This window comes from Sphingomonas alba (genome assembly GCF_023516555.1).
Lineage (GTDB): Bacteria > Pseudomonadota > Alphaproteobacteria > Sphingomonadales > Sphingomonadaceae > Sphingomicrobium > Sphingomicrobium album.
The window spans coordinates 35,203-61,339 of the sequence record NZ_JAMGBD010000001.1; the positions used below are offsets into that span (position 1 = coordinate 35,203).

General features: G+C 63.8%; 26 protein-coding genes. 18 read left to right on the forward strand and 8 right to left on the reverse strand.

Features of this window, described 5'->3' with window-relative positions; translation table 11 throughout:
- Positions 1–10: 10 nt before the first annotated feature.
- The 3 genes from LZ536_RS00210 to amaB are packed head-to-tail and all read left to right on the forward strand — an operon-like array spanning position 11 to position 3,731.
- Positions 11–1,096, forward strand: a complete 1,086-nt coding sequence (locus tag LZ536_RS00210) for a CaiB/BaiF CoA transferase family protein (protein ID WP_249846306.1) — start codon at positions 11–13, stop codon at positions 1,094–1,096.
- Positions 1,093–2,247 carry an aminotransferase gene (locus LZ536_RS00215; protein ID WP_249846307.1) on the forward strand — a complete coding sequence of 385 codons (1,155 nt, stop codon included), beginning with the start codon at positions 1,093–1,095 and terminating at the stop codon, positions 2,245–2,247. Before LZ536_RS00210 ends, LZ536_RS00215 begins: the two co-directional genes overlap by 4 nt.
- On the forward strand, positions 2,244–3,731 hold the full coding sequence (gene amaB, locus LZ536_RS00220; RefSeq protein WP_249846308.1) for an L-piperidine-6-carboxylate dehydrogenase: 1,488 nt from the start codon (positions 2,244–2,246) through the stop codon (positions 3,729–3,731). Before LZ536_RS00215 ends, amaB begins: the two co-directional genes overlap by 4 nt.
- A 24-nt stretch (positions 3,732–3,755) precedes the next feature.
- On the opposite strand, the gene LZ536_RS00225 is transcribed toward amaB, so the two are convergent.
- Together LZ536_RS00225 and LZ536_RS00230 are read right to left on the reverse strand one after the other, a co-directional pair.
- Positions 3,756–4,598, reverse strand: a complete 843-nt coding sequence (locus LZ536_RS00225) for an EAL domain-containing protein (protein ID WP_249846309.1) — start codon at positions 4,596–4,598, stop codon at positions 3,756–3,758.
- A complete protein-coding gene (locus LZ536_RS00230; protein WP_249846310.1) occupies positions 4,595–5,017 on the reverse strand; it encodes a response regulator in 423 nt (140 codons plus the stop codon). Before LZ536_RS00230 ends, LZ536_RS00225 begins: the two co-directional genes overlap by 4 nt.
- A 263-nt stretch (positions 5,018–5,280) precedes the next feature.
- Here LZ536_RS00230 and LZ536_RS00235 point away from each other — a divergent pair, with 263 nt between their 5' ends.
- From LZ536_RS00235 to msrA, 3 genes are all read left to right on the forward strand, one after another.
- A complete protein-coding gene (locus LZ536_RS00235) occupies positions 5,281–5,898 on the forward strand; it encodes a TetR-like C-terminal domain-containing protein (RefSeq protein WP_249846311.1) in 618 nt (205 codons plus the stop codon).
- Between the two features lie 90 nt (positions 5,899–5,988).
- Positions 5,989–6,687 carry a PilZ domain-containing protein gene (locus tag LZ536_RS00240; protein WP_249846312.1) on the forward strand — a complete coding sequence of 233 codons (699 nt, stop codon included), beginning with the start codon at positions 5,989–5,991 and terminating at the stop codon, positions 6,685–6,687.
- Between the two features lie 64 nt (positions 6,688–6,751).
- Positions 6,752–7,303, forward strand: coding sequence for a peptide-methionine (S)-S-oxide reductase MsrA (gene msrA / locus LZ536_RS00245; protein ID WP_249846313.1), 552 nt, complete (start codon positions 6,752–6,754; stop codon positions 7,301–7,303).
- Here msrA and LZ536_RS00250 read toward each other — a convergent pair.
- Positions 7,275–8,198, reverse strand: coding sequence for an L-threonylcarbamoyladenylate synthase (locus tag LZ536_RS00250; RefSeq protein ID WP_249846314.1), 924 nt, complete (start codon positions 8,196–8,198; stop codon positions 7,275–7,277). The two genes, msrA and LZ536_RS00250, sit on opposite strands and share 29 nt — an antisense overlap.
- A gap of 47 nt (positions 8,199–8,245) precedes the next feature.
- Here LZ536_RS00250 and LZ536_RS00255 point away from each other — a divergent pair, with 47 nt between their 5' ends.
- A complete protein-coding gene (locus LZ536_RS00255) occupies positions 8,246–9,892 on the forward strand; it encodes an acyl-CoA dehydrogenase family protein (protein WP_249846315.1) in 1,647 nt (548 codons plus the stop codon).
- On the opposite strand, the gene LZ536_RS00260 is transcribed toward LZ536_RS00255, so the two are convergent.
- Together LZ536_RS00260 and LZ536_RS00265 are read right to left on the reverse strand one after the other, a co-directional pair.
- Entirely contained in the window at positions 9,889–10,245 is a 357-nt protein-coding gene (locus tag LZ536_RS00260) for a GntR family transcriptional regulator (RefSeq protein ID WP_249846316.1), read from the reverse strand. The genes LZ536_RS00255 and LZ536_RS00260 overlap by 4 nt on opposite strands.
- Before the next feature lie 31 nt (positions 10,246–10,276).
- The gene (locus tag LZ536_RS00265) at positions 10,277–10,873 is read right to left on the reverse strand and encodes a nitroreductase family protein (RefSeq protein ID WP_249846317.1); all 597 of its coding nucleotides are present in this window, start codon (positions 10,871–10,873) and stop codon (positions 10,277–10,279) included.
- Positions 10,874–11,004: 131 nt separating this feature from the next.
- Between LZ536_RS00265 and LZ536_RS00270 the strand changes: the two genes are divergently transcribed.
- From LZ536_RS00270 to folP, 10 genes are all read left to right on the forward strand, one after another.
- Positions 11,005–12,816: a peptide MFS transporter gene (locus LZ536_RS00270; protein ID WP_249846318.1), complete on the forward strand. Its 1,812-nt coding sequence runs from the start codon at positions 11,005–11,007 to the stop codon at positions 12,814–12,816.
- A 1-nt stretch (position 12,817) separates the two neighbouring features.
- Positions 12,818–14,206, forward strand: a complete 1,389-nt coding sequence (locus LZ536_RS00275) for an amidohydrolase (protein WP_249846319.1) — start codon at positions 12,818–12,820, stop codon at positions 14,204–14,206.
- Positions 14,203–15,621, forward strand: a complete 1,419-nt coding sequence (locus tag LZ536_RS00280; RefSeq protein WP_249846320.1) for an amidohydrolase family protein — start codon at positions 14,203–14,205, stop codon at positions 15,619–15,621. Before LZ536_RS00275 ends, LZ536_RS00280 begins: the two co-directional genes overlap by 4 nt.
- The gene (locus tag LZ536_RS00285) at positions 15,618–16,280 is read left to right on the forward strand and encodes an NnrU family protein (RefSeq protein WP_348538793.1); all 663 of its coding nucleotides are present in this window, start codon (positions 15,618–15,620) and stop codon (positions 16,278–16,280) included. The genes LZ536_RS00280 and LZ536_RS00285 overlap by 4 nt, the downstream gene beginning before the upstream one ends.
- 23 nt (positions 16,281–16,303) lie before the next feature.
- On the forward strand, positions 16,304–17,638 hold the full coding sequence (glmM, locus tag LZ536_RS00290) for a phosphoglucosamine mutase (RefSeq protein ID WP_249846321.1): 1,335 nt from the start codon (positions 16,304–16,306) through the stop codon (positions 17,636–17,638).
- Between the two features lie 84 nt (positions 17,639–17,722).
- A complete protein-coding gene (gene thiD, locus LZ536_RS00295) occupies positions 17,723–18,901 on the forward strand; it encodes a bifunctional hydroxymethylpyrimidine kinase/phosphomethylpyrimidine kinase (protein ID WP_249846322.1) in 1,179 nt (392 codons plus the stop codon).
- A gap of 62 nt (positions 18,902–18,963) precedes the next feature.
- A complete protein-coding gene (rnhB, locus tag LZ536_RS00300; protein ID WP_249846323.1) occupies positions 18,964–19,623 on the forward strand; it encodes a ribonuclease HII in 660 nt (219 codons plus the stop codon).
- A gap of 148 nt (positions 19,624–19,771) precedes the next feature.
- Entirely contained in the window at positions 19,772–20,911 is a 1,140-nt protein-coding gene (locus LZ536_RS00305; RefSeq protein ID WP_283938359.1) for a site-specific DNA-methyltransferase, read from the forward strand.
- 43 nt (positions 20,912–20,954) lie between these two features.
- Positions 20,955–21,812 (forward strand): C13 family peptidase, encoded by an 858-nt coding sequence (locus LZ536_RS00310; RefSeq protein WP_249846324.1) that lies wholly within the window; start codon positions 20,955–20,957, stop codon positions 21,810–21,812.
- A gap of 7 nt (positions 21,813–21,819) precedes the next feature.
- Positions 21,820–22,890 (forward strand): dihydropteroate synthase, encoded by a 1,071-nt coding sequence (gene folP, locus LZ536_RS00315; protein ID WP_249846325.1) that lies wholly within the window; start codon positions 21,820–21,822, stop codon positions 22,888–22,890.
- Here folP and LZ536_RS00320 read toward each other — a convergent pair.
- The 3 genes from LZ536_RS00320 to LZ536_RS00330 are packed head-to-tail and all read right to left on the reverse strand — an operon-like array spanning position 22,841 to position 25,853.
- Positions 22,841–23,614, reverse strand: coding sequence for a phosphodiester glycosidase family protein (locus tag LZ536_RS00320; protein WP_249846326.1), 774 nt, complete (start codon positions 23,612–23,614; stop codon positions 22,841–22,843). The genes folP and LZ536_RS00320 overlap by 50 nt on opposite strands.
- A 25-nt stretch (positions 23,615–23,639) precedes the next feature.
- Positions 23,640–24,407, reverse strand: a complete 768-nt coding sequence (locus LZ536_RS00325; protein WP_249846327.1) for a hypothetical protein — start codon at positions 24,405–24,407, stop codon at positions 23,640–23,642.
- Between the two features lie 12 nt (positions 24,408–24,419).
- Positions 24,420–25,853: a sigma-54-dependent transcriptional regulator gene (locus LZ536_RS00330; RefSeq protein ID WP_249846328.1), complete on the reverse strand. Its 1,434-nt coding sequence runs from the start codon at positions 25,851–25,853 to the stop codon at positions 24,420–24,422.
- 128 nt (positions 25,854–25,981) lie between these two features.
- On the opposite strand from LZ536_RS00330, the gene LZ536_RS00335 reads away from it, so the two are divergent.
- Positions 25,982–26,131, forward strand: a complete 150-nt coding sequence (locus tag LZ536_RS00335) for an aa3-type cytochrome c oxidase subunit IV (RefSeq protein ID WP_249846329.1) — start codon at positions 25,982–25,984, stop codon at positions 26,129–26,131.
- Positions 26,132–26,137: the final 6 nt, after the last annotated feature.

The following is a 26,137-nucleotide window of genomic DNA, read 5'->3' on the forward strand; positions in this document are numbered from 1 at the left end:
TCACAGCCGCATGGCGGGACCGCTTGCAGGGTTTAATATCGTCGAAATGGCCGGAATTGGGCCGGGACCATTTGCGGCGATGATGCTTGCCGACCATGGCGCCGAAGTGATCAGGGTGGAACGGCCGGGCAACCTGGCGGTCCCCAACGACCCGCTGACCAGGTCTCGGCGGAGCATCGCACTGGACCTTCGAACCGAAGAGGGCGCAGCAATCGTTCGCCAGTTGGCGAAGCGAGCGGACGGACTCATCGAAGGCTATCGGCCCGGAGTGATGGAACGGCTCGACCTTGCGCCCGACACGCTACTTCTGGACAATCCCAAGCTCGTTTACGGCAGGGTGACCGGCTGGGGGCAGGAGGGGCCGCTTGCCTCCGAGGCCGGTCACGACATCAACTATCTTGCCATTACTGGCCTGCTTTCAGGCATCGGGCCCAAGGCAGGGCCGTTGGCGCCATCCAACTACCTGGCCGACTTCGCTGGCGGCGGCATGATGCTCGCCTTTGCGATGGTATCGGCGCTCCTGGCGGTGCAGCGGGGCGGGGAGGGGCAGGTGATCGACGCGGCAATGACCGATGGCGCAGCCCTGGTCGGCGCTTTGACTTACGGAATGCGCGCGGCGGGCATGTGGAGCGACGATCGCGAGGCGAACCTGTTGGATGGCGGCGACCCGTTCTACGGCTGCTACAAATGTGCCGACGGCAAATATTTGGCTCTGGGTGCAATCGAGCCCCAGTTCCGTGATGCGCTCGCCGAGGGCCTGGGTGTCACCGAAGTAACCAAGATCAACGTCACCAAGGCAGTCGCCCGAAAAACCCGCGATCAGTGGGTGTCCCAGTTTGCCGGCAGGGATGCCTGCGTCGCGCCGGTCTTGTCCCTGAGCGAGGCACCGGCGCACCTGCACAATCGGGCTCGGGGCACATTTCTCGATGTCGGCGGAGTCCTGCAGCCGGGACCGGCGCCGCGCTATTCGCGTACCGAATGCGATCCGCCTGAAGCGCCACGCCGGGAAGGCGCCGATGGCGATAGCATCCTGGCGGAACTCGGCTATGGATCGGCCGAAATTGCCGGCCTCAGGTCCCGAGGAGTGCTTGCTTGAACCCGCTGTACGAGCAGATGGAAACCAGCGTCTTCGAACGCATGAGTTTGGCGGCCGCGCGCCACAATGCGGTGAACCTGGGGCAGGGCTTTCCCGACTTCGGCTGGCCCGACGAGATCCTCGAGGCGGCGGCAAAGGCGGTTACCGAAGGCTCAAACCAATATGCGCCATCGCGCGGCCTGCCGGTGCTACGTGAGGCGGTTGCCGCGCATTACAATCGCCATCACGGCCTTGATCTAAAAGCCGAGCATGTCTGCGTGACGTCGGGTGCAACTGAGGCGCTGGCCGCCGCGATCCTTGCAGCACTCTCGCCCGGCGATGAAGCGATCATTTTCACGCCCGCCTACGATGCCTATGCGCCGTTGATCAGGCGCGCAGGGGCCAGTGTCCGAGAGGTTGCGCTGCAGCCGCCCGAATGGAAAATCGATCGCGACAGGTTGGCCGCTGCCGTCGGCCCCCAGACACGGGCCATCATCTTCAACAACCCGCACAATCCGACCGGCCGGTTATTCGATGCAGACGAGCTGGAATCCGTCGCCTCCGTCGCGCGCGAGCATGATTTGGTCGTCATCAGCGATGAAGTCTGGGAACATATCCTGCTCGACGGGCAGCGCTTCGCCCCGCTTGCGTCGCTTCCGGACATGGCCGACCGGGTCATAAAATGCGGCTCAGCCGGCAAGATTTTCTCGCTGACCGGTTGGAAGATCGGCTGGACCGTTGCGGCGCCGGAGATGGCGACGCTTGCTGCGCGCGCGCATCAGTTTCTGACCTTCGCCAGTGCGCCGAACTTGCAGGCGGCGGTCGCATTCGGCCTCAACGACGGCGATGCCTGGATCGCCCCGATGCGCGAGCGTTTTGCACGCGCTCGCGACCGTATGACGGAGGGCCTGCGCTCGGCAGGGTATGTAGTACTCGACAGCGCCGCCAGCTATTTTCTGTGCGTCGATCTTGAGGCGTCGGGGATCGGCCTCGACGATGAGAGCTTCGCCAGATTGGCGGTCGAACAGGCCGGTGTCGCTGTCGTGCCCCTGTCGGCGTTCGCCGAGCAGAATCCGCCGACGCACATGATCCGCCTTTGCTTTGCCAAAAGGGATGAAACGGTTGAGGCCGGTGTCGCCGCACTCGCCAAGGCGCGGGAGCTGGCGCGATGAGCCCCGCGGAGGAAGCCCGGCAAATTCTCACGACGCTAGGCGTTAGCACGTCGGGCCCGCTCGAAAGCCGGTCACCGATCGACGGACAGGCTATTGGTTCGGTTGGCCCCGCCGCCATCGAAGACGTCGCTGTCGCTTGTGCCAAGGGCCATGAAGCCTTCCTGCAGTGGCGCAAAGTGCCGGCACCCCGCCGCGGCGAGCTCGTTCGCCTCATTGGCGAGGAATTGCGAGCGGCAAAGGAGCCGCTGGCACGGCTCGTGACGCTGGAGGCAGGCAAGATCACCTCCGAAGGCCTCGGCGAGGTCCAGGAGATGATCGACATCTGCGATTTCGCGGTCGGACTCTCCCGGCAGCTCTATGGCCTGACCATTGCCAGCGAGCGGCCGAACCACCGCATGATCGAACAGTGGCATCCGCTCGGCGTCGTCTGCGTCATCACCGCCTTCAACTTCCCGGTCGCGGTCTGGGCCTGGAATGCATGCCTCGCATTGGTCTGTGGCGACCCTGTGATCTGGAAGCCGAGCGAGAAGACGCCACTGACCGCCGAAGCAGTCATGGCGATCGCGCGAAAAGCGCTGTCGAAGTTCGGCGACGCCCCTGACGGCCTGTTGCAGGTCGTTCACGGCCATCGCGATGTTGGCGAAGCGCTGGTCGACGATTCTCGCGTTGCGCTCGTCAGCGCGACGGGATCGACGGCGATGGGCCGGGAAGTCGGTCCGCGTGTCGCCCGCCGGTTCGGGCGCTCGCTGCTGGAGCTTGGTGGCAACAATGCGATGATCGTCGCGCCATCGGCTGACTTAAAGCTCGCTGAGAGAGCAATCCTGTTCTCGGCGGCCGGAACGGCGGGCCAGCGCTGCACATCGCTTCGGCGATTGATTGTTCACGAAAGCGTGGCCGACGAGTTGGTCGCGCGCCTTCGCGGCCTATTTGACCAGATTAGGATTGGGGATCCGCGCGATGCCGGTACCCTCGTCGGTCCGCTGATCGATGAGGCCGCGCTCGAAGGCATGCAGCGCGCCCTTCAGGGCAAAGCTGAGCTTGTCGAGGCAGTCCATGGCGGCGTCTATGTCCGCCCGGCGATTGTCGAGGTAGACGCACAGGAAGGCGTCGTCCTCCAGGAGACGTTTGCGCCGATCCTCTATGTCCTTCGCTATCGCGAGCTGGGTGAGGCGCTCGCTCTGAATAATTCGGTCGTCCAAGGTCTGTCCTCGTCAATCTTCACGAACGACCTCAGGGAGGCCGAGCTTTTCCTGTCTTCAACGGGGTCCGACTGCGGCATCGCCAACGTCAACATCGGTCCTTCGGGCGCCGAGATCGGCGGTGCCTTTGGCGGCGAGAAGGAAACCGGGGGAGGGCGCGAGAGCGGATCCGATAGCTGGCGCGCCTACATGCGGCGCAGCACCAACACGATCAATTATGGCAGCGACCTGCCATTGGCGCAGGGGGTCAAATTCGAAGTGTCTGGGGGACACTCCGACATTTGACCCCTTCGCTTCGATGTTGGCTGATTAGTTCAAGGCCTGCCGCGGAGGCGGCTTGCCGGCCTTTCGCTCGCCGGTCGCCTTGGTCCAGCGTTTGGCGAATTCCTTTTCCCAGACACCGAGCTTTTCGGGCTCCAAAGGCTGGGCGATCCAATAGCCCTGGCCGACGTCGCAGCCGATTTCGCGCAGCAGCATCGCCTGGGCTTCGGTCTCGATGCCTTCGGCCGTTGCCGTCATGCCAAGCCCGTGAGCGAGGTCGATCGTAGCTTTCACAATAAGCAGGGAGTCGTTCGACGTCGTCATGTCGCGCACGAAGAATCGGTCGATTTTGACTTCGGTGAACGGCAGTTGGCGAAGCTGCATTAGCGAAGAAAAGCCGGTACCGAAGTCGTCGAGCGCGAGGCCGATGCCCTTGATGCGGAAACGGGTCAGCGTGTCCATCAACTTAACGAGCGGCTGCGTCGCGCCTTCGGTCAATTCCAGCACCAGGCGGTCGGGCGGCACAGCCAATGCGCGGCACATGCGTTCGACCAGGTCGGGGAAATCGAGGTGCTGCAGCGACAATGCGGAGATGTTGAACGCGATATGCGTATCGCGGCCCTTCTCGCGCCACTTCAACCATTGGCGAAGCGTCGTCCTGAGGCCCCATTGGGTCAGCGGGTCGATCAGCCCATGGCGCTCAGCGAGGGGAACGAAGCGCGAAGGCGCCACGGCGCCGAACACTGGGTCGTCCCAGCGTACGAGGGCCTCGACGCGCTGCAGGCTGCCGTCGGCCAGCGCCACCTTGGGCTGGTAGACCATATGCAGGCGATTGTTGATCAGAGCCCGCTCGAAGCCGTCGAGGAGGCCAAGGTCAGCCGCGCCGATCATGGTGTCGGCGCCGGTCGGTGCTCGCGGAGAATGGACTCGAGCGCGTCGAGGCGTGCCGGCTTCTCCAGCGGCCCTACCATCTTGAGACCAAGCGCCTCACCGAGCCGGAAAGCGCTCTCCAGCACGCGGCGATCAAACCCGCTGATGATCAGGACCGGCCCATCGAATGATTCCGCCGACAGGAAGCGCAGCAGTTCGACTCCGTCCATGCCGGGCATGCCCAGGTCCAGCGCGACCATCGCCGGCGCTTGGCTGTGGAATTCGTCACGGAACAAGCTGTCGTTGTCGGTGACGACAGGGTCGAACCCGCTCATCGCCGCGGCGTCCGCGACAAAGGTCGCGAGCGCGGGCTCGTCGTCAATCAACAGCAGCCGTGGCCGCACCATCGCGCCTGCTCTCCCGTTCAGTGCGCCCGGCATTGACCCTGCGCACTTTTCCGAGCTCAGGTCAAACGCCCGAAACCTTAAAAATCCTGCAATTCGCCCCATTTTACCCTGTCCTTGTAACCAAGGTTAGTTCAGGCCCGGGACGCAACAGGGGCCTGCCCCTTGAACGCAAAAAGGAATCGATCCGCCGGCAGGGACCAGACGGATCGATTCCAGTGCCGACTCCAAAGGGGAAGGGTCGACATGACACGTTGCCGATGTTAAGGCTACAAATGTTGCATTAGGGGATTGGCGGCATGGCGTCAAGCCGAATTGAACCTGTTTTCAACTCCGATGGAGCCGCGGCCCGCTCGCGACCAGGGGGACGCACCGCCGATATCACTCGGCGCATCCACGATGCGGTGCTGGAATTGATCATCTCCGGCGGTGAGGAGAAATGCACATTTCAGAACGTTGCGCGCCGGGCGAACATCGAGCGCTCGACATTGTACCGCCGCTATCCAACCCGCTGGGCGATGATGAGCGACGCCTTTGCGGCGGCCTACACCAATGACCTGTCGTTCGAGCCTACCGGGAGCTTCCGAGGCGACTTGATCTGCCATCTCTCCCGCGTCGCCCACACCCTAAGCTCACCGCTCGGCATGGCGATGCTCGCGGCAGGCGCCGTCGCCCGGCTTGATCCCGCTTCACGGCCCGCCGCGGGCGGCTTCTGGGAGTTTCGGAAGCAGCAGCAGGAGCCATTCATACGGGCGGCAATTGAGCGGGGAGAACTGCGCCCGGAAGTCAGTCTTGATGAATTGTTCGCCGCCGCCGACGGACCCCTCTATTTCCGCTTGCTCATCATTGGCCAGCCAATCGACCAGCAGTGGGTGGAAACCACTGTTGACCAGGTCTGCAGGGCCTTCTCGCCCTGATCGTCGCAGCGTAGGTTGGAAACGCCTTCTTAACCCAATTTATACTAGGGCTAAGCGCTTGATGTGTTTGGTCTCGACTGGGGATGAGGGATGTTCGGCTCGCTGATCAGGCGTAAACCGGGAATGACGCTCGACCAGGGCGACCCGGCGTTCGATTCCACGACATTCTCGCTGTCGACTACCGTACCGCGGCCATTGGAGCGGCGGGGCGACGATCGAGTTCTACCGACGCTCTGCATCGTCAAGCTCAGCAGCGACAGGGGCGACCAGCTGATGCGTGCCCGCAATGTCTCGGCGGGCGGTATGATGTGCGAGGTTGGCCGCGAAGTTTCAGTCGGCGACAAGGTCGAAATCGAGTTCAACTCCCAGAAGATTCCGTCGACCGTTATCTGGACGCGCGACACCACTGCGGGATTCAAATTCGATGCCGATATCGACCTTGGCGAAATGCTGGCCGGTCGCAAGCCGCGCCACGGTTTCCGCGCCCGCCCGCCGCGCCTGGACGTGCAGTGCAAGGCCAATGTCCGGGTCGGCAAAACCTACTACAATTGCGATGTCCATGACATCTCGCTTGGCGGAATGAAGATCGAGCCGATCGAGGAATATTGCCTGGGCAAGCAAGTCGTTGTTGTTGTCGAGAGCCTGCGTCCTATCAAGGGCGAGGTTCGTTGGTTCAATGAACGCAAGGCGGGTATCGTATTCGACGACCCGCTGACCTTCGAGGAACTGGCCGAGTGGGTGGGCAAGCGCCTGGAGCTCGCGACGCTTAAGGCCGCCTACAAGCGCTAATCGGGCGAGCCTTTTCAACAGACATCGCCGTTCCTATCTCCGGCCCAAGGCAAAGGAGATGGACATGGCCGACCAAGTCGCGGTTCTCGCGGGCGGATGTTTCTGGTGCACTGAAGCGGTGTTCCTCGACCTCGTCGGAGTGAAGAAGGTCGAAAGCGGCTATACAGGCGGCTCCACCGTCAATCCGACCTACAAGCAGGTTTGCGGCGGAGATACCGGCCACGCCGAAGCGATCCGCGTGACTTTCGATCCCGACCAATTGTCCTACGCGGACCTGCTCGACATCTTTTTCGCGACCCACGACCCGACCCAGCTCAATCGGCAGGGCAACGACATCGGCACGCAATACCGTTCCGCGATCTTCCCACAGGATGAGGGGCAGGAAGCCGAGGCGCGGGCCGCAATCACTCGCAACCAGGAAGGGCTCGACCAGCCGATCGTGACAACAATCGAGCCGAAAGCTGAATGGTATCCCGCCGAGGATTATCATCAGGATTATTGGGCCGGCGAAGGGCAGAGCAATCCCTATTGCCTCGCGGTCATCCCGCCGAAGCTGCAGAAGCTGAGGAAAAGCTTCCTGTCCAGGACTAAGAGCGCGGCGCCGCAGCCCTCTTAAGCCGGTCGCGGATCGCGGCGGCGAGCCCGTCTCCCGGAATCGGTGCGACCGCAATCCGCGGCTGCGAGGCGGCGTCGGCCTGATGGAGCAGGTCGAAGAGTCGCGCAGCGGCTTCGACCAGGCTGCTTGATGCACTGAGGGTGGCGTCTCCCGCGACCTGTCCAAAGCCGATGAGGAATTCGCCGGCTTCGCCGCTGGTCGCGTCAAGGCGCAGCGGCTTCGAGGGCGCGTAATGGCTGGCCATCATGCCCGGCGCCTCAATCGCCCCTGACGCTTCCGGAGCGTTAATTTGCACAGGTCCTCGCCGCAGCAAGCGCAGGGGTCCCCCGGTCGCTGCCACGATGGTCGATTCAATTCCCCGCTCGGCCGATCCGCCATCGATGATCAGTGGAATGCGACTATCCAGGCTTGCGAGCACGTGCTCTGCCTTGGTCGGGCTGATCCGCCCGCTGGCATTTGCCGAGGGCGCCGCAAGCGGTTTTCCAACGGCCTTCAGGAGCGCTTGCATGGCTGGATGGGCCGGCACCCGCAATGCAATCGTCGGCAATCCAGCGGTAACAAGCGACGCAATTTGCGCCTCGCGCTTGAGAGGGACGACCAGGGTCAGCGGCCCCGGCCAATATGCCTTCGCCAGTGCTCGCGCAGCTTCATTGAAATCTCCGAGTTGCTCGGCGGCGGCAACGTCCGGCACGTGCACGATCAATGGATTGAAGCTCGGCCGGCCCTTGGCTTCGTAAATGCGCGCGACCGCTTCCGGGTTGGTCGCATCGGCGGCGAGGCCATAGACTGTCTCGGTCGGCACAGCGACCGGTTCGCCCGCCAGCACCAGCCGAGCCGCCTCGGCGATGGCGTCATTTGAAAAGGCGATGACGCGGGTGCGCGTTGGCTTGGCCATGGTGACGCCGCTATGGGAAGCCGCGCGACGCATCAAGGGAAACACGAATGAGCTTCAAATGCCCGGTTACCGACCAACGCTTCGTCCTTGACCATGTGGTCGGCATCGGAGACCTCACCAACGACCTGGAAATCGTCGACGCCGTGCTGGAGGGCGCCGCGGCGCTGGCTGAGGGCGAATTCGCTCCGTTGAACCGGGTCGGCGATGAACAGCCTTCGCGGTGGAACGAGGGTGAAGTCACAACGCCCCCGGGCTTCAAGGGCGCCTGGCGCTCCTTCGTCGAGGGCGGCTGGATGGGGTTGTCGGCGCCCGAATATGCGGGCGGGCAGGGCCTGCCGTTGATCTTGTCAGCGGCACTGATGGAGGACCTGAATGGCGCGAACCTCGGCTTCGCGCTTTGTCCGATGTTGAGTTTCGCCGGCATCGAGGCGCTGGATCGCCACGGCAGCGACGAACTGAAGCGCGACTATCTGCCGAAGATCGTCAGCGGCGAATGGCCGGCAACCATGAACCTCACAGAGCCGCAGGCCGGCAGCGATGTCGGCGCATTGAAGACTCGAGCCGAACCCAATGGCGACGGCAGCTGGAGGCTCAAGGGCACCAAGATCTTCATCACCTACGGCGAGCATGATCTTAGCGAGAACATCATTCATCTCGTCCTCGCTCGCACCCCCGGCGCGCCGGGAGGCACTAGCGGTATCTCCTTGTTCCTCGTGCCGAAGATCCTGCCCGACGGCACCCGCAATGACCTTCGTTGCGTCTCGATCGAACATAAGCTCGGCATCCATGCATCGCCGACCTGTGTCCTAAGCTTTGGTGACGATGATGGCGCCATCGGCTGGCTGGTCGGGCCGGAGATGGGCGGGATGCGCGCAATGTTCACGATGATGAACAACGCCCGCCTCAACGTTGGCTTGCAGGGCGTCGGCATTGCCGAGGCAGCCACCCAGCGCGCGGTCGCTTATGCGCAGGAGCGCCGCCAAGGCGGAAAAGCGATTTCGGATTATCCCGACGTGCGCCGAATGCTGCTGCGGATGAGGGCGCTGACTTCTGGCGCACGTAGTCTTGTTTATTACGCTTTCGGCCAAGCCGATCGTGGCCATCGTGGAGACGAGGGCGCGGCCTTGCGGGCCGACGTGCTGACCCCTCTGGCCAAGGCCTGGGGCACAGACGTCGGCTGCGACATCGCCAGCCTCGGAATCCAGGTGCATGGCGGCATGGGCTTCATCGAAGAGACTGGCGCCGCCCAACACCTCCGCGACGCGCGTATCGCCCCGATCTACGAAGGGACGAACGGCATCCAAGCCGCCGACCTCGTCGGCCGCAAGCTTGGTCTCATCGGTGGAGCGGCGTTCGACCTGCTTCTTGCGGACATCCGCGCCGAGGCCGCCGACCCGCGTCTCATTGCGCTGGTGGATGCGGTCGAGATCGCCGCGACGACTTTCCGCCAGTCGCCGTCCGAAGATCGTCTGGCCGGCAGCTACCCGTTCCTGACCATGTGCTCGATTCTGGTTGCCGGCTGGCTCCTGGAGCGCCAGGCCAACATCCTCGGCGACGGCGCCTTCCATGATGCCAAGCGCGCTTCCGCCGATTACTTCCTCAGCGTCATCGTACCGGAAGCTCTGGGACTGGCGGCCGGCGCTCAATCGGGCGCCAGCCTGCTCTATTCGGTGGCGGTGGAGGCCCTGGCCTAGGCGCTTTCGCGCTTCATCAACTCGTCGGCGTCGATCCCCAGCCGGCTCATCCGCTCGCGGATTGCTGGCCATTCGTCGCGAAGGAAGATCGTACGCTCGGAATCGCGGAGGCGTGAGCGCGCGCCAGACGCGACGAACATGCCGACGCCGCGCTTGACGACGATCAAGCCCTCGTCCTGAAAACCCTGATAGGCTTTCGCGACTGTCAGCGGGTTGGCACCTTGCTCGGCAGCGAGTGCGCGGACCGAGGGCAGGGGGTCGCCGTCGCCGTAACGCCCGGCCATGATCGCATCGGCGATCACTTCGCGAAGGCGGACGTAGACAGGCTTTTCGTGGGCGGTTCGAAGCGTCATGCTGTGGTAATACAGCACGGCGGAAAATGTTTCAACCCTCTGAGATATTTGGCGGCGACCACCGCCTGGCGACGTCGGCAAGGGCGGGGCGTGGGCGCTCTTCAAGTTCGCGGTCCGGCTTTCCGATGAAGATGAAGCCCGCGATCCGCTCGCCGTCGCCGCAGAATGCCGAGCGCACCCGCTCATTGTAGGCGCGCCAGCCGGTAATCCACCCGCCGACAAAGCCCAGCGCATGCGCTGCCAGCAGTAGGTTCATGCCCGCCGCGCCGCATGACAGTTCCTGCTCCCACACCGGAATCTTGTGACCCTGGACAGGCGCCGAAACGAGCACGACCAGTGCCGGCGCCTGCTGCGCGAACTCGTCTTCCTTCTCGTGATGAGCGGCCGTCGCACACGGATCGTGCTCATTGAGCGCGAGATGGAGGAGGACGGCAAGGTCGTCGCGCTGGTCGCGGCCGACCGTTACGAAGCGCCACGGGTTGAGCTTGCCGTGATCGGGCGTCCGGGCAGCAATGGCGAGGATTTGCTGCAATTCATCGTCGGTCGGGCCGGGGCCGGCCATCTCTCGCGGCTTACCGGAACGGCGGGTTTCGAGGAGGGCGAGCGTGCTGGAAAGATCGTTGAGCATTGCCCGTCCGTCTAGCCGGGCGGCCCTTCCGCAACAATGCGCTTCACAAGAGGATTTTCGCCGTTAGGGTGCCGCCAAATTTCAATCGCGGCCGCACGCGACGGCCGACCGTCAGGTGAGGAGTAAATTGCATGGTGGACACGCCGACGGCTGACAGCCCGGTCGAGCCCGATATCAGCCACGAGAACCCGGCGAGCAAGGCCGAGTGGTTCGGCCACCCCCGGCAACTTGCCCGCTTGTTCACCACCGAAATGTGGGAGCGCTTCGGCTATTACGGCATGCGCGCCTTGCTGACGCTGTATCTCACCAAGCACTTCCTCTTCTCCGACCAGACGACCAACGGCCTCTACGGCGGTTTCACCGCGCTGGTTTACTTGACGCCCTTGATCGGCGGACTGCTGGCCGACCGTTTCCTCGGCCACAAGCGCTCCGTAAAATTCGGTGCGGTGCTGATGAGCCTTGGCTATTTCATCCTGTGCTTCGGCGGCGAGACCGCCAAGCCGGTCGCGACGATCGCCGGTCACACCTACGAAGTTCAGGTCGAAAACGCGGTCGACCGTCCGACGTCGACCGGCGACGAGGTCCGCTACATTGTCGCGGGCGACGAGAAGCTGAAGGTCCAGGGCAACGAGGACGGCACCGTCTCGCTGCTGCGCGCCGACAACAGCGTGGCCCAGCAAGTGCCCGGCGACCAGTTTAAGGCCGACGGCCACCGTAACCCGTTCTTCGTCATGCTTATGCTGATCGGCCTTTCCATGGTCACCATCGGCAACGGCTTCTTCAAGCCGAACATCTCGACGGTAGTCGGCCAGCTCTATGAAAGCGGCGATCGTCGGCGCGACGCCGGTTTCACCATCTTCTACATGGGCATCAACCTCGGCTCGCTCTTCTCGCAGCTGCTCTGCCCGTGGCTGGCCGATACGGTCGGCTGGTGGGCCGGCTTCGGCCTCGCCGCGCTCGGCATGCTGTTCAGTTGGAGCCTGATCCAGTTCGATGGCGGCAAGCTCGACGGTTATGGCGAGCGCCCGGAAGGCGCCGACGCCGGGAAGGATTGGTTTATCTACGGCGGCGCCCTGGTCGCCGTGCCAATCGCCTATTTCCTGTTCACCAACCTGATGAACGCGACACCGCCGGCAGAAGGATCAGGCCTCGTCGGCTACCTCCTGTCCTTGCCGCTCATGGGCAAGTTGCTGTTCGGCACCTTCATCCTGTCGGTCCCGGGCATTCTCGGCTGGGCGTTCTTCAACGGCGACCGCAAGGAATTCCAGATGATGGTCGCCGCGATGGTCCTCATCGTCTTCAACGTCGTCTTCTGGACACTGTTCGAGCAGGCGGGATCCTCTCTGACGCTCTTCGCCGACCGCAATACCGACCTGCACGTCACGTCGGGCTTCGCAATCTCGGCCGGCCAGACGCAGTTCTTCAACGCCTTCTTCATCGTCGTCCTGGCGCCCTTGTTCTCGATGCTTTGGAACGGCATGGCCAAGCGCGGGCTGGAGCCGTCGATCCCGGTCAAGTTCGGCATTGCTTTGATGGGCGTCGGCGCGGGCTTCCTGTTCCTGGTCTGGGGCTCGAACTTTGCCGGGCCTGACTTCAAGGTCGCTTTGTGGTGGCTCGCGGGTCTCTACCTGATCCACTCGATCGCCGAGCTTTGCATCTCGCCGGTCGGTCTCAGCATGATCACCAAGCTGTCGATCGCGCGGATCATCGGCTTCATGATGGGCGTCTGGTTCCTGTCGATCGCCTGCGCCCAGTATGTCGCCGGCATCGTCGCCCAGTTCGCCAGCGTCGAAACCGTTGGCGGACAGGTCACCAACCTCAAAGTCAGTCTCGACACCTACGTTGGCACGTTCACCACGATCGCCTGGATCGCCATCGGTGTCGGTGTCGGCCTCCTGGTACTGAGCTGGCCGCTCAAGAAGCTGATGCATGGAGTGAAGTGATATGATCCGGGGGGCAATTGCTTCACTCGCGTTGCTGGCGCTCGTCGGCTGCGCCAACAACCCGCCGCCGAAGAAGAAGGCCGCGCCGGTGCGGATCAATGAGGATCCGTACCCTTCGACGTATCACGCCTATCCGGGGACGCTCACGGTCATCCGTGGCGCGACCATCTTCGACGGTGAAGGCGGGCAGATCGACAATGGCACGATCGTTCTTGCCGACGGCGCCATCCAGGCGGTCGGCGGGGCCGATACGCCGGTTCCGGCCGGCGCCTATGAGGTTGACGGCCATGGCAAGTGGGTGACCCCGGGCGTCATCGACGTCCACAGCCACCTGGGCGATTATCCTTCGCCGGGGACATCGTCTTTGTCCGACGGCAACGAAGCGACCGGGCCCGTCCGGCCGGAAGTCTGGGCCGAGCATAGCGTCTGGCCGCAGGACGCAGGTTTCAGCCGGGCCCTGGCCAACGGCGGCATCACGACGCTGCAGGTCCTTCCCGGGTCGGCGAACCTGTTCGGCGGCCGCTCGGTCGTCCTCAAGAACGTACCGGCCCGCACTGTGCAGGGCATGAAGTTCCCCGGCGCGCCCTACGGCCTGAAGATGGCCTGCGGCGAGAACCCAAAACGCGTCTATGGCCAGAAGGGCGGACCGCAGACCCGCATGGGCAATATCGCTGTTACCCGCGCGACCTGGCTCAAGGCGCAATCATACAAGCGCAAATGGGAAAAATATGAGCGCGACGGCGGTGACATGCCGGAGCGTGACCTCGCGATGGACACGCTTCGTGGCGTGCTCGACGGCAAGATCCTCGTTCACAACCACTGTTACCGTGCCGACGAAATGGCCATCATGATCGATCTCAGCCACGAGATGGGCTACAAGATCACGGCCTTTCACCACGCCGTCGAAGCCTACAAGATCGCCGACCTCCTGCAGAAGGAAGGCATTTGCGCGGCGATGTGGGCCGACTGGTGGGGCTTCAAGATGGAAGCATACGACGGCATCAAGGAGAACATCCCGTTCGTCGACAAGGCGGGTGCCTGCGCCATCGTCCATTCCGACGATCCCAACGGGATCCAGCATTTGAACCAGGAGGCGGCCAAGGCGCTCGCTGATGGCCGGCGCGCCGGCTACAACATCACCGATGCCTCCGCATGGCGCTGGCTGGCGATCAATCCGGCCAAGGCACTGGGCATCGCCGACAAGACCGGCAGTCTGAAGCAAGGCAAGATGGCCGATGTCGTCCTGTGGAACGGCAATCCGCTCAGCACCTACACCCGGCCTGACAAGGTCTGGATCGACGGGGCGATGATGTACGACGCCGAAAACCCGCGCATCCGTCCGGTGAGCGACTTCGAGCTTGGCCAGCCTGGCGAGGGAGACGTGAAATGATCCGCTCCGCACTTGCCGCATTGCTCATCACCGCCGCTGCGCCGCTGTCGGCGCAGTCCGTCGCCATTGTCGGCGGCACGGTTGCCCTCGGCGATGGGTCGGAGCCGATCCAGAACGCCAATGTCGTCATCCGCAACGGCAAGATCGTCGGCGCGGGCTATAATTACCCCGTTCCCCGCGACGCCGAGATCATCGACGCCCGCGGGAAGTGGGTGACGCCTGGCATCGTTGCGGGGTTCTCGCGTCTCGGGCTCGCTGAAGTCGACCTGTCGATGCACGAGGAAGAGGGTGCGGGCGGATCCCAGGATACTGCCGGCAGTGCCGATGATTCGACCCCGAACGGCCCGTTCAGCGCCGCCATTGACGTCGTTCCCGCCATCAATCCGTTGAACACAACGATCGCGGTCAATCGTGCCGATGGCGTGACGCGCGCGGTCGTTGCGCCCAACGCTGGTCGCAGCATCTTTGCCGGCCAGGGTGCGGTCATAGACTTGGGCGCCGACATGGACCCGGTGACGGCCCGTCGCCGCTTCCAGTTCGTCGAACTGGGCCAGGCCGGCGCCGAACATGCAGGCGGTTCTCGCGCCTCGGCGCACGTCCTGTTCCGCAATGCCCTTCGCGAGGCCTCCGAACTTCAGCGCTACGCCGTGTCCGTCTCGTCCAATGCGATTCCGGAGCAGGGCGAAGACCCGGTCATCAAGGATCCCAATGAGTCCCGCCTGATTGGCCCCAATGCCAAGCGCAGCGAGGACGTCATGCTGACGCGCTTCGATGCGGCTGCGCTCGTCCCGGTGTTGCAGGGCAAGCAGTATCTGCTCGTCCACGTCGAACGGGCCAGCGACATCCTCCAGGTCCTTCGGCTCAAGCGCGAGTTTCCCAACCTGAAACTGGTGATCGTCGGCGCCACCGAGGGCTGGACGGTGGCCGACAAGATCGCGGCCTCCGGCATTCCGGTCATCGCTTCGGCGGCCAACGACCTGCCGGCCAGCTTCGAACAATTGGCGGCGACCTGGTCGAACGTCGGCCGGATGCGCAACGCAGGGGTCAAGGTGTCGATCGGCATGATCGACGACAATGACACGCGCTATTTGTTCAACGAGCGCCAATATGCGGGCAATCTGGTCGGATTGGCCCGCGTGCCGGGCGCGACTGCGGTCAGCTGGGGCGATGCGATGGCAATGCTGACATCGGCGCCTGCCGCCGCGGTCGGACTTGAGGGGCAGATCGGAAGCCTCAAGGCAGGCCGGCGCGGCGATGTCGTGATCTGGAACGGCGATCCGCTGGAAATGACCAGCAATGTCGATGCCGTCTGGATCGACGGCGTGAAGCAGCCTCTGGAAACGCGCCAGACCAAGCTTCGCGACCGGTACCGCGATTTGACGCCCAATACCTTGCCGGAGGCGTACCGGCGGTGACGCTGCAGATGGGCCTCGTCCTGTCTGCAATCGCCTTCCTCGGCACGCATTTCCTGATGTCCCACCCGCTCCGCGCGCCGCTTGTGCGCGCAATGGGTGAGGGACCGTTCCGCGTTGTCTATTCGCTGGTCGCGATCCTGACCTTCGGGGCGATGATTTATTTCTACGGCAAGATCGGCCGCGAGCCGCCCTTGTGGGATGTCGGGGAAGCGGGATGGATCGCCGGCACCTTGCTGATGTGGCTTGGCTCGATCCTGTTTGTCGGGTCTTTCGTTGGCAATCCGGCCTTACCGGGCATGCGCGGTCCTTCCGGCGCGCCGCCGCGCGGTGTCTTCGCCATCACCCGCCATCCGATGATGTGGGGCTTCGCGTTGTGGGGAATCGTGCACCTGGCCCTGGTTGCCATACCGAAGGCGCTGTTCCTTGACGGCTCTATCATCCTGCTCGCCTTGGCCGGGGCCGCGGGTCAGGACCGCAAGAAGGAAAAGCTGCTGGGTGATCGCTGGTACGCCTGGGTTGCCCACACCTCTTTCATCCCCTTCGCGCGGGGCATCCGGTCCCCCGGCGCCCTGGCGTTCGTCGGCGGGACAGTGCTTTGGCTCGGCGCGACCTGGTTGCATCCTGGCCATGCCGCCGGCGTGTGGCGCTGGATAGGCTGAGGCCGCGGCGCTAGAGCGGGCCGATGACGCGCAAATTCTTTGGGACCGATGGCATTCGCGGCCTGACCAACAGCCCGCCGATGACGGCCGAGACCGCCCTCAAGGTCGGACAGGCCGCCGGGACCTATTTCCTGCGCGGCGACCATCGCCACCGCGTGGTGATCGGCAAGGACACCCGTCTCAGCGGCTACATGATGGAATCGGCGCTGGTCGCCGGTTTCGCGTCAGTCGGTATGGACGTCGTTTTGCTTGGACCGATGCCGACACCGGCCGTCGCGATGCTGACCAAATCGATGCGCGCCGATCTGGGTGTGATGATCTCTGCCAGCCACAATCCGTTTTATGACAATGGCATCAAGCTCTTTGGGCCGGATGGCTACAAGCTCAGCGACGAAGCCGAGCGTGCGATCGAGCGCCTGCTCGAGAAAGAGCCGAGGCTCGCGAAATCGGAAATGATCGGCCGCGCCAAGCGCATCGACGATGCCCGCGGCCGCTACGTCCATTTTGCTAAATCGACGTTCCCCGATCGCTTGCGTCTGGATGGTCTCAAGATTGTCGTGGATTGCGCCAACGGCGCGGCCTACCACGTCGCGCCCGATGCGCTGTGGGAGCTCGGTGCCGACGTCATCCCGCTGGGTGTGAAGCCGAACGGTCTCAACATCAACGACGCGTGCGGGTCGACCCACCCGGAATTGCTGCGCGAAACGGTTGTCGCCAGCGGCGCCGACATCGGCTTGGCGCTGGACGGGGACGCGGACCGCCTGATCGTTGTCGACGAGAAAGGGAAAGTGATCGACGGCGACCAGCTGATGGCGCTGGTCGGCACCGGCTACGCGCGCCGCGGCGACTTGAAGGGCGGGGCGGTCGTTGCGACCGTCATGTCGAACCTCGGTCTTGAGCAACGCCTGGCCAAGGACAAGATCGGCCTGAAACGCACGGCCGTCGGCGACCGCTATGTGCTTGAGGAGATGCGGACATCAGGCTGCAATGTCGGCGGCGAGCAGTCGGGCCACATCATTCTCAGCGACCATGCGACGACCGGCGATGGCCTGGTCGCGGGCCTGCAAGTCTTGGCCGCCCTGGTCGAGGAGCAGAAACCGGCGAGCGAGGTCCTGCATCAGTTCGACCCCGTCCCGCAGCTGCTGAAAAACGTTCGGTTCAACGGCGGCGAGCCTTTGGCCCGCAAGCACGTCAAGGACGCCATCGCCGCGGCCGAAGCGGAACTGGGCAAGAAGGGGCGCCTCGTCATCCGCAAGTCCGGAACCGAGCCCTTGATCCGTGTCATGGCCGAAGGAAATGACGCCGCCCAGGTCGAGCGACTCGTGGACGAAATCTGCGCGGCGGTTGCAGCTGATTAACTATTGTAGGCCTATCTAACGGGCGTTTTGAAGCTGACCCACAATGAATTCGACTCGAAACGGACGGGATCGGAGAGCGGATCCGTGATTGCGCGCGTCCTCGTCATAGCCGGGTCGGACAGCGGCGGCGGCGCGGGAATCCAGGCCGATATCAAGACCATAACGATGCTTGGTGGCCATGCGATGACGGCCATCACGGCGATTACCGCGCAGAACACGCAGGGCGTCAGCGGCGTCCACCCCGTGCCAGCCGAGATGGTCCTCGCTCAAATTGACGCCGTCACGGCCGACATTGGCATCGATGCGGTGAAGATCGGTATGATCGGCAGCGCCTTTGCCGCCGAGGTCATCGCCGAGCGGCTCAAACAGTTCGAGAATGTACCGATCGTCTTCGACCCGGTCATGGTCGCTACCAGCGGTGCATCGCTGGCGGACGAAGCTACCATCGCTGCTTTCGGCAAGCTGATGGACATTGCGACAATCGCCACGCCTAACCTGCCGGAACTGCGTAGCCTCACGGGCGAGGATGACCCGGTTTCAGGCGCTTTGAACCTTGTCGGCAAGCATGGTTGCTCCGTCCTCATCAAAGGCGGGCATGAGGAGGGCGACGCGCTCGCAGATGTCCTTATCGAAACCGACAATATCACGACCTGGCAGGGCCAGCGGATCGATACGACGTCAACGCACGGCACCGGCTGCACGCTGGCCAGTGCCATTGCTGTCTATCTCGCCAACGGCGCGAGATTGACCGATGCGGTGGCCAACGCCCGCGAATTCGTGCGTGTCGCGCTTTATGCGGCGCCGGGGCTTGGCGAGGGCGCGGGGCCGTTGGGCCAGGGCGATGTCCGCCTCGACGTTGGCCCTCCAGGCGCGCCGCGGCTCAACCAGGTCACGGTCACGGTCAACGACTATGCCAAGTCTGTGCAGTTCTACCGCGCGCTCGGCATTCGACAGATCGTCGATAGCCCCGAGAACGGCTACGCTCGCTTCGAGACCGGCGGTGGCGCAACCCTGTCGATACAGGCGGATCCCGAAGAGACGATCGCTGCGACGACCGCTGTCTATCTCGAATGTGCCGACCTTGACGCTTTGGTCGACAAGCTGGCGCGGCTCGGCATTGCCTTCGAGCATGGCCCGCGCAACCAGCCCTGGATGTGGCGCGAGGCGCGGCTGCGCGACCCGTCGGGCAACACCATCTTCCTCTACAAGGCCGGCGAAGCCCGCCGCTTCCCGCCTTGGCGGATGGACGACAAGGGCCTATAATCCACAAAAATTTCAGTGACCTGCTGGCGGCGGCGCAAATCGCGGCCTAGCCTTGCCGGTTCATGGCTCGTCCCTGCTTCAAGCTCGAACGCGACTTCCCGATGCCGCTGGCCGGCGTCGATGAAGCAGGTTGCGCGCCATTGGCTGGCCCGGTCGTCGCCGCCGCCGTCATCCTCGACCGCGAGAAATTCCCGCGCGGCATAGATGACAGCAAGAAGCTGGACCTTGAAACCCGCGAAGCCATTTTCGGTCGCTTGCAGAAAGTCGCGATCATCGGCGTCGGCATTTGCAGCCCGCAGGAGATCGACCAGCTCAACATTTACTGGGCACGGATGTTGGCCATGACTCGCGCCGTTGCGGCCTTGCCCCAGGAGCCAGTGTTTGTGCTCGTCGACGGCAACGCCACGCCGCGCTGGGAGCGGCCATCGAAGGCCATCGTCGCCGGCGATGCGAAGTGCCGCTCGATCGCCGCCGCCTCAATCGTCGCCAAAGTTACCCGCGACCGCATCATGGCGGACTATGCTCGCGAATATCCCGGCTACGGCTGGGAAAGGAACCGCGGCTACCCAACGCCGGAGCATATCCGCGCCCTGGACGCGCTCGGACTAACCCCCATCCACCGCCGGACCTTCTCCAAAGTCCGCGACAAGCTCGAGGCCACTGTGCCTCTTCCGCTAGAAATGCCGGGGGCGAGTCTTTCGAGTCACACCGCTATTAGTTGAGTCTATCGGACCCCGCGGGACTCAACATCTTGTGGTCGCGAATCTTCGGACTCCTTTCGTTCGCACCGCCTCGAATCCGGCGTTAACCTCTCTTCGCTTGACCGCGACTCCGGCCTGACTCACCCTTTCATGAAAGGGGGCGATCCGCATGAATTTGCTGTCTCGTATCGAGGAGAGTGGGGCCGTTTTGCGCCCGCGCACCAGTAGCAAGGCGCGTGAACTGCCGCTGGACACCATCCTCATGGGCGACTGCATCGCCGAGATGGCGAAGCTCCCCGACAAGTCGGTCGACATGATTTTCGCCGATCCGCCCTACAATTTGCAGCTTGGCGGCGACCTGTTCCGGCCCGAGGGCGGCAAGGTCGATGCCTGCGACGACGAATGGGACAAGTTCGACAGCCTCGCTGTCTATGACGACTTTACGCGTGAATGGCTCGACCAGGCGCGCCGCATCCTCAAGGACAATGGCACGATCTGGGTCATCGGCAGCTATCACAACATCTACCGTGTCGGTTCGCTGCTGCAGGACGCCGACTTCTGGATCCTGAACGACATCGTCTGGCGCAAGGCCAATCCGATGCCCAACTTCCGCGGCACGCGCTTCACTAATGCCCACGAGACGTTGTTGTGGTGCGCCAAGGATGAGAAGGCGCGTTACACCTTCAACTATCGCGCCATGAAGGCACTGAACGACGATCTGCAGATGCGTTCCGACTGGGTGCTGCCGATCTGCAGCGGCGGCGAGCGGGTCAAGGACGCTGCCGGCGAAAAGGCCCACCCGACGCAGAAGCCGGAAGCCTTGCTATACCGAATCCTGCTCGCCTGCACGAAGCCGGGTGACGTCGTCCTCGACCCCTTTTTCGGCACCGGCACGACGGGCGCCGTCGCTCGTCGCCTGGGCCGCAAGTGGATCGGTATCGAGCGCGAGCCTGCCTATGTGAAGGTCGCGCGCGATCGCATCGCCTCCACCCTTCCGCTCGACGAAAGCGCTATGGAGACCGTGCCCGACAAGCGCGGCCAGCCGCGCGTCGCCTTTGGCCTGCTCGTTGAAAGCGGCATGGTCCCGGCCGGAGCGCTCTTGACGGACAGCAAGCGCCGCTGGTCGGCCCGCGTGCGCGCTGATGGATCGATCGAGTGCGAAGGCCACAGCGGATCGATTCACAAAGTCGGTGCCGCCTTGCAGGTCGCGCCGTCCTGCAATGGCTGGACCTTTTGGCATGTAGAACAAGAGGGCGCGCTCACCTTGATCGACAACCTGCGACAGAAGCACCTGTCCACGCTCGCTTAAGGCTTGCGCCGGACTGTTTCGGCGTGGTGATATCGCCGCTGTGATGCGCCGCCTGGCCCTCGTTGCTTTTGCCTGCCTTGCGCTTGGCCATGCCTCCGCGCAGGTGTTGCAACCGGCCGCCGACGATCCACGCTTGAATGCGGCGCTTGCGGCCCTGAAGCCGCAAAGGCCGGGCGCGGTCGATGCCTATGTGATCGTTGCCGCGCTCGACACGGATCCGGTCTTCAATCGCGAGGCAAGGGAGGCCGGCCGGGTTCTGGCTGAGCGTTTTGGTGCCGAAGGCCGCGTGATTACGCTCGCCGAAGACGAAGGCGACGACCGTGCCGCCGCAGCCGGAACTCCCGCGGACCTCGCCGCAGCGCTGGCGCGGGCCGGAGCCTTGATGGACAGGAATGAGGACGTGCTGGTGCTCTACACCACTAGCCACGGTTCGCCTCATTCGGGGCTCAGCTACGACAATGGCGCCCGCGGCAGCGGCATCGTCAAGCCTCAGGACCTGACCGCAATGCTTGCGGGCAACGGCGCCCAGAACCGGCTGATCATCCTCCAGGCCTGCTTTTCGGGCCAGTTCGTGCCGGCTCTGGCAGGCCCCCGCTCCGTCGTTGTGACGGCCGCTTCGTCGATGAAATCTTCGTTCGGCTGTTCGGCCAGCAATGATTGGACTTTCTTCGGCCACGCCTTGATCAATCAGGCGATGCGTACCCCCGACACCCTGGCTCGACAGATCCGTCGGGCCTTCGTGACGATCATCGGTTGGGAGCAGAAGCTCGGCATCGAATCGTCCAATCCCCAGGTCAGCGTCGGTGCGGATACGGGGCCGTGGCTGGCCGCGCTTGACGCAGAGGCTCGCCCTGTGCCGCCAACGCCGGTCGGCAAGCCGCCTTCGGAACTCGGAAATTAGGACCTCGATGCGCAAACTCATTCGCCCTACCGGCTTCGTCGATTCGCCGTTCGGGCATGACGGCAAAGTAGCGCGCCTTGCCTGTGGCCTCACCTGGTTCGCCTCGGTCGAGTTGCTGACCGTCGAGGATGGGAGGCGTACCTCGACCGAGTTGCTTGCCGTCGAAGGTCTCGAATCCCGCTTTGACGACGATCTTGGCGCGCAATGGCAAGCGCTGACGGCCACGCGCCCCCCGATGCAGCTTGGCGAGCGGACCGTTCGCCTCGATCAGCCGCAAGTCATGGGCATCGTTAACGTGACCCCGGACAGCTTTTCCGATGGCGGCCAGTTCGGCGATGCGGTGTCAGCCGCGGACGCGGGAGCCCGCATGTCTTCGGCGGGCGCTGCGATCATCGATGTCGGCGGCGAATCCACCCGCCCGGGCGCCTCTCTCGTCTGGGAAGGCGATGAAGCCGAGCGCGTGGTTCCCGTCATCCGCCAGCTTGCCGGCGGCGGCTGCGCGGTATCGGTCGACACACGCAAGGCGGCGGTAATCGAAGCGGCGCTTGGGGCAGGGGCGAGGATGGTCAACGACGTGTCGGCGCTGACCTTTGACCAGCGCTCGGCGGAGGCCGTCGCCGCTTCGGGTGTGCCGGTGGTGCTGATGCATCATCAGGGCGATCCGCAGACGATGCAGGACAACCCTCGCTACGGGGACGTGCTGATTGAGGTCTACGAGTGGTTGGAAGGCCGCATTGCCGCCGCCGAGGAGGCCGGGATTTCCCGTGACAAGATTCTCATCGATCCCGGCTTTGGCTTCGGCAAATCGGTCGCGCACAACCTTGAGCTCATGAATGGCCTCGCACTGCTGCATTCACTGGGATGCCCGATCGTCCTCGGCGCCAGCCGCAAACGTACCATCGGCGCCCTGTCCAACGAAGCGCCCTCAGGTCAACGCCTGGCCGGCTCACTGGCCTTTGCGCTGAAGGCTGTGGAGCAGGGCGCGCAGATTGTCCGCGTCCACGATGTCCCCGAAACCGTCCAGGCCCTCAAGGTTTGGCGGGGCCTCCGCGACCAGGCTTTGACGCCTCGGGCTTGAAGGCAACTACGATAGGCCCAAGTTCCGAATGGCTGTCCTGCCGGCCATTCGCCGGATCCCACAGCGAACTGACCGACCCATCAAAATAGAGCGCGTCCGGCGTCTTCAATTCGTCGCGAAAGAATCGCGCGAATTTGCCGAGTGACACGGCGCTCTTTGAAATGACGAAAACGGCCTTCCCATCGCGAACCCCGACGCCATTGCGGATCAGCCGCGACTGTCCGTCCGCCTGCAGCTTGGGGTGCAGCTTGCCCTGGATGACCAGCATGGGGCCTGATTGAGTCATCAGGTGAGGCGCGCAACGGAAGGCGGGAATCGCGTCACTCGGAGAGATCATCGCCCCGCCGCCACATCCGACGATGAAGACTCCATTCGGTTTCAGGTGAAAATTGCCTGGGCCATCCCTCAGGTTGAGCTTGTGCAGTTCCCGGCCGTCCGCAACCGCATAACCGATTGGTCGTCCCTGCTCGTCGAACATCCCCGCGTTCATTGCAAAGGCGACGCGGGTCGGGTCCACCTTGCGCATTAGGTCTGAAAAGCTGCGGGCCGGAACCTCGTTCTTCCCGGCTGCGAACAGCTTCACCTCGCCGCCCTTGTTGTCGCAAACCGTGAAATGCGATGTTTCGAACACCTGCTCATGGCAGAAGGATTGTGGCGCCTTGTCTGGCTTCGCCTGCGCGCAATCTGCCGTGAATAAGAATAAAGGAAGCAACCAGATACGCATGCGGGCAGGCTAGGGCTTTTGCTGGTCAGACACCACGCTCAGCAGCCTTACGGTCGGCACGCCGCTTCCGCATACCACGGCGCCAATCGTCCTCAAGTTCCGGGTGGCGGTCGAGAAACTCGTTGTGAAGCCGGTCCCGTATCTCGAAATATTCGGGACGGATGAGCGTGATTTGCGCTGGCGCGCCAATCGCCGAAGCGAGCAATTGGGCCGCAATCTCCGCTGCCTCTGGATCGAATAAAGGACGCTCACCCGGCCTTCGCTGGTACTTCAGTTCCTGCTCCATCCGTGCTTCTTGATGCCCGCTATCATGGCCCGCCGTCGGGAGGCTCCAGGTTGTGCCGTCGGGCAAGTTTAGCTGAAGTCCCCCGCATCCGTCACGATCCCAACGCCCTTCGAGGGCTGCCCCGAGACTAGGGCTGCGAAACCGCCATCCGCCTCGCGACCGCGGTCCAGGTGGCTCACGGATGGCGTCTGGGAGTGGCTCGGCCGGGCCGATTGTGACCTTGCCCAACTCACGCAAGAGCCGGCCGCCCGGCCCATCGTGGGAGAAATAGTCGCGGACGGCCTGGTCACGAGCTCGCGACAATTCCTGATCGCGCAGAGTCTCCTCGCGACGCTTGGCCTGCTTCTCCATTTCCCTGCGCAGGCGTTCCCGCCCTTCAGGCGAGTTCTGCATTCTTGCGGCGAGGGGAAGGAGCGCGACGCTGGCGAGCGCCATGCCCGCAGTGACGATTGGATTGCCGAAGAAGCGCCTTAGCCCCTCGAAGACTTCATCGTTACGCTCGGACATGCTTTGCGAGGTCTATGCGGCAGTGTCGATGCCGAGTTCGCCCAGTTTGCGGTAAAGTGTCGAGCGCCCAATGCCGAGGCGACGCGCTACTTCCGTCATGCGCCCGCGATAATGGCCGATCGCGAGGCGAATGATGTCCGCTTCCAGCTCTTCGATCGACCGGATGTGACCGTCGGGGCGATAGAGCGTTAGTTGTGGGCCGCCCATGGCCGCGTCCGCGCTCGCCTTGGTGATGTCGGGCAAATGGTCGCTACGGCGGCCGCTGAAGCGCGACTGGATGGCGATGTGGGGGAAATGGTCGGCGGTCAGCGAGCTACCTTCGCACTGCAGTGCGGCCCGGAACAGGACGCCGGCCAGCTGGCGGACGTTGCCCGGCCAGCCGTAACGCATCAGCACGGCCAAAGCGTCATTGCCGATCGACAGCGGCTTCAGGCCGCGGTGCTCGGCGATCCGGCCAAGCAGGTGCCGGGCGAGGGTCGGGATGTCGCTGGCGCGGTCGCGGAGCGCTGGAATGACCACGCTTGTGGCGCCGATGCGCTCGGCCAGATTGCCGTCAAAACCGTCCGGGAGCGGCCGGCTGGAGGTTGCGATGACCCGGACATCGACCGAGTTGGACCCGTTGCAGCCGACCGGACGCACTTCGCCGGTTGCTAGCACGCGATCGAGCCGCTGCTGGGTCTCGGGTGGCAGTTCGCCGATTTCGTCGAGCAGCAGGGTGCCCCCGTCCGCCTGGACGATGGCACCAACCTTTTCGGAGAATGCGCCCGGAAAGGCTCCGGCGACATGACCGAACAAAGTGCTGTCGATGATGTTCGCAGCAACCGCCTTGCAGTCGACCTGGATCATCGGGCCCTTGGCGCGCAGCGAGGCCGCGTGGATGGCACGAGCAAAGGTCTCTTTGCCGGTTCCTGGCTCACCGATAATCAGGATCGGCAGGCGGTTGCGGGCCGCCTTGGCGGCTACGGCCAGGGCTGCGCGGAAATCAGGAGCGGCGCCAACCAGCTCTTCAAGCGCCAGGTCCGGCGCTAGTTTCTCTGACAAAGGAGCTAGCTCACCAGACGCGCGACGGCGGTCGCGGTGAGCGCTCAAAGCCTCGAGCAGGCGCTCCGGAGCGACCGGCTTGGCCAGGAAATCGCTGGCGCCGGCGCGCATCGCATCGACCGCAAGGTCGATCGAACCGCCATCCGCCAAGACGATGACCGGAAGGTCGGGGCGAACCTTGCGCATGGCGGCGATCAGGCCGGGTCCGCTCTCGCTATCCCAACTGGACAGGAGGGACGCGCGCACTTCGCGGCCGTGGGGTCCTTGCAGCAGGCCTGCGGCGGTTTCCGGATCGGCAGCGCTGACGACGCTCCAGCCGGCGCGCGACGCCGTCGCGGAGACGATGCGCCGCTCGCCGGGATCGGCGTCGACCAATAGCAATGAGCGTAGGACTTCTTCGCGCATGTGTGCCTCAGCTTGCCACGTGCGCGCGACAATAGACTCTCAACGGTAAAGGTCGGCTTAAAGGGCTTGGGACAATGCGGATCGGTTGGTAAGACCCTTGCCGAAACTCATCCTCTCAGGGGTCAAATATGGTCAATTTTCCAGACGCTGAAGGCGGGCACGATTCCAACTTCCCGGTACACGTGCGCAATTACCTCGGCTTTATGAACCTCGTGAAGTGGACCATCGTCGTTGTCGCGATCATCGCGGCCGTCGTCATCTACGTCATCGCAAACTAGGCTGGA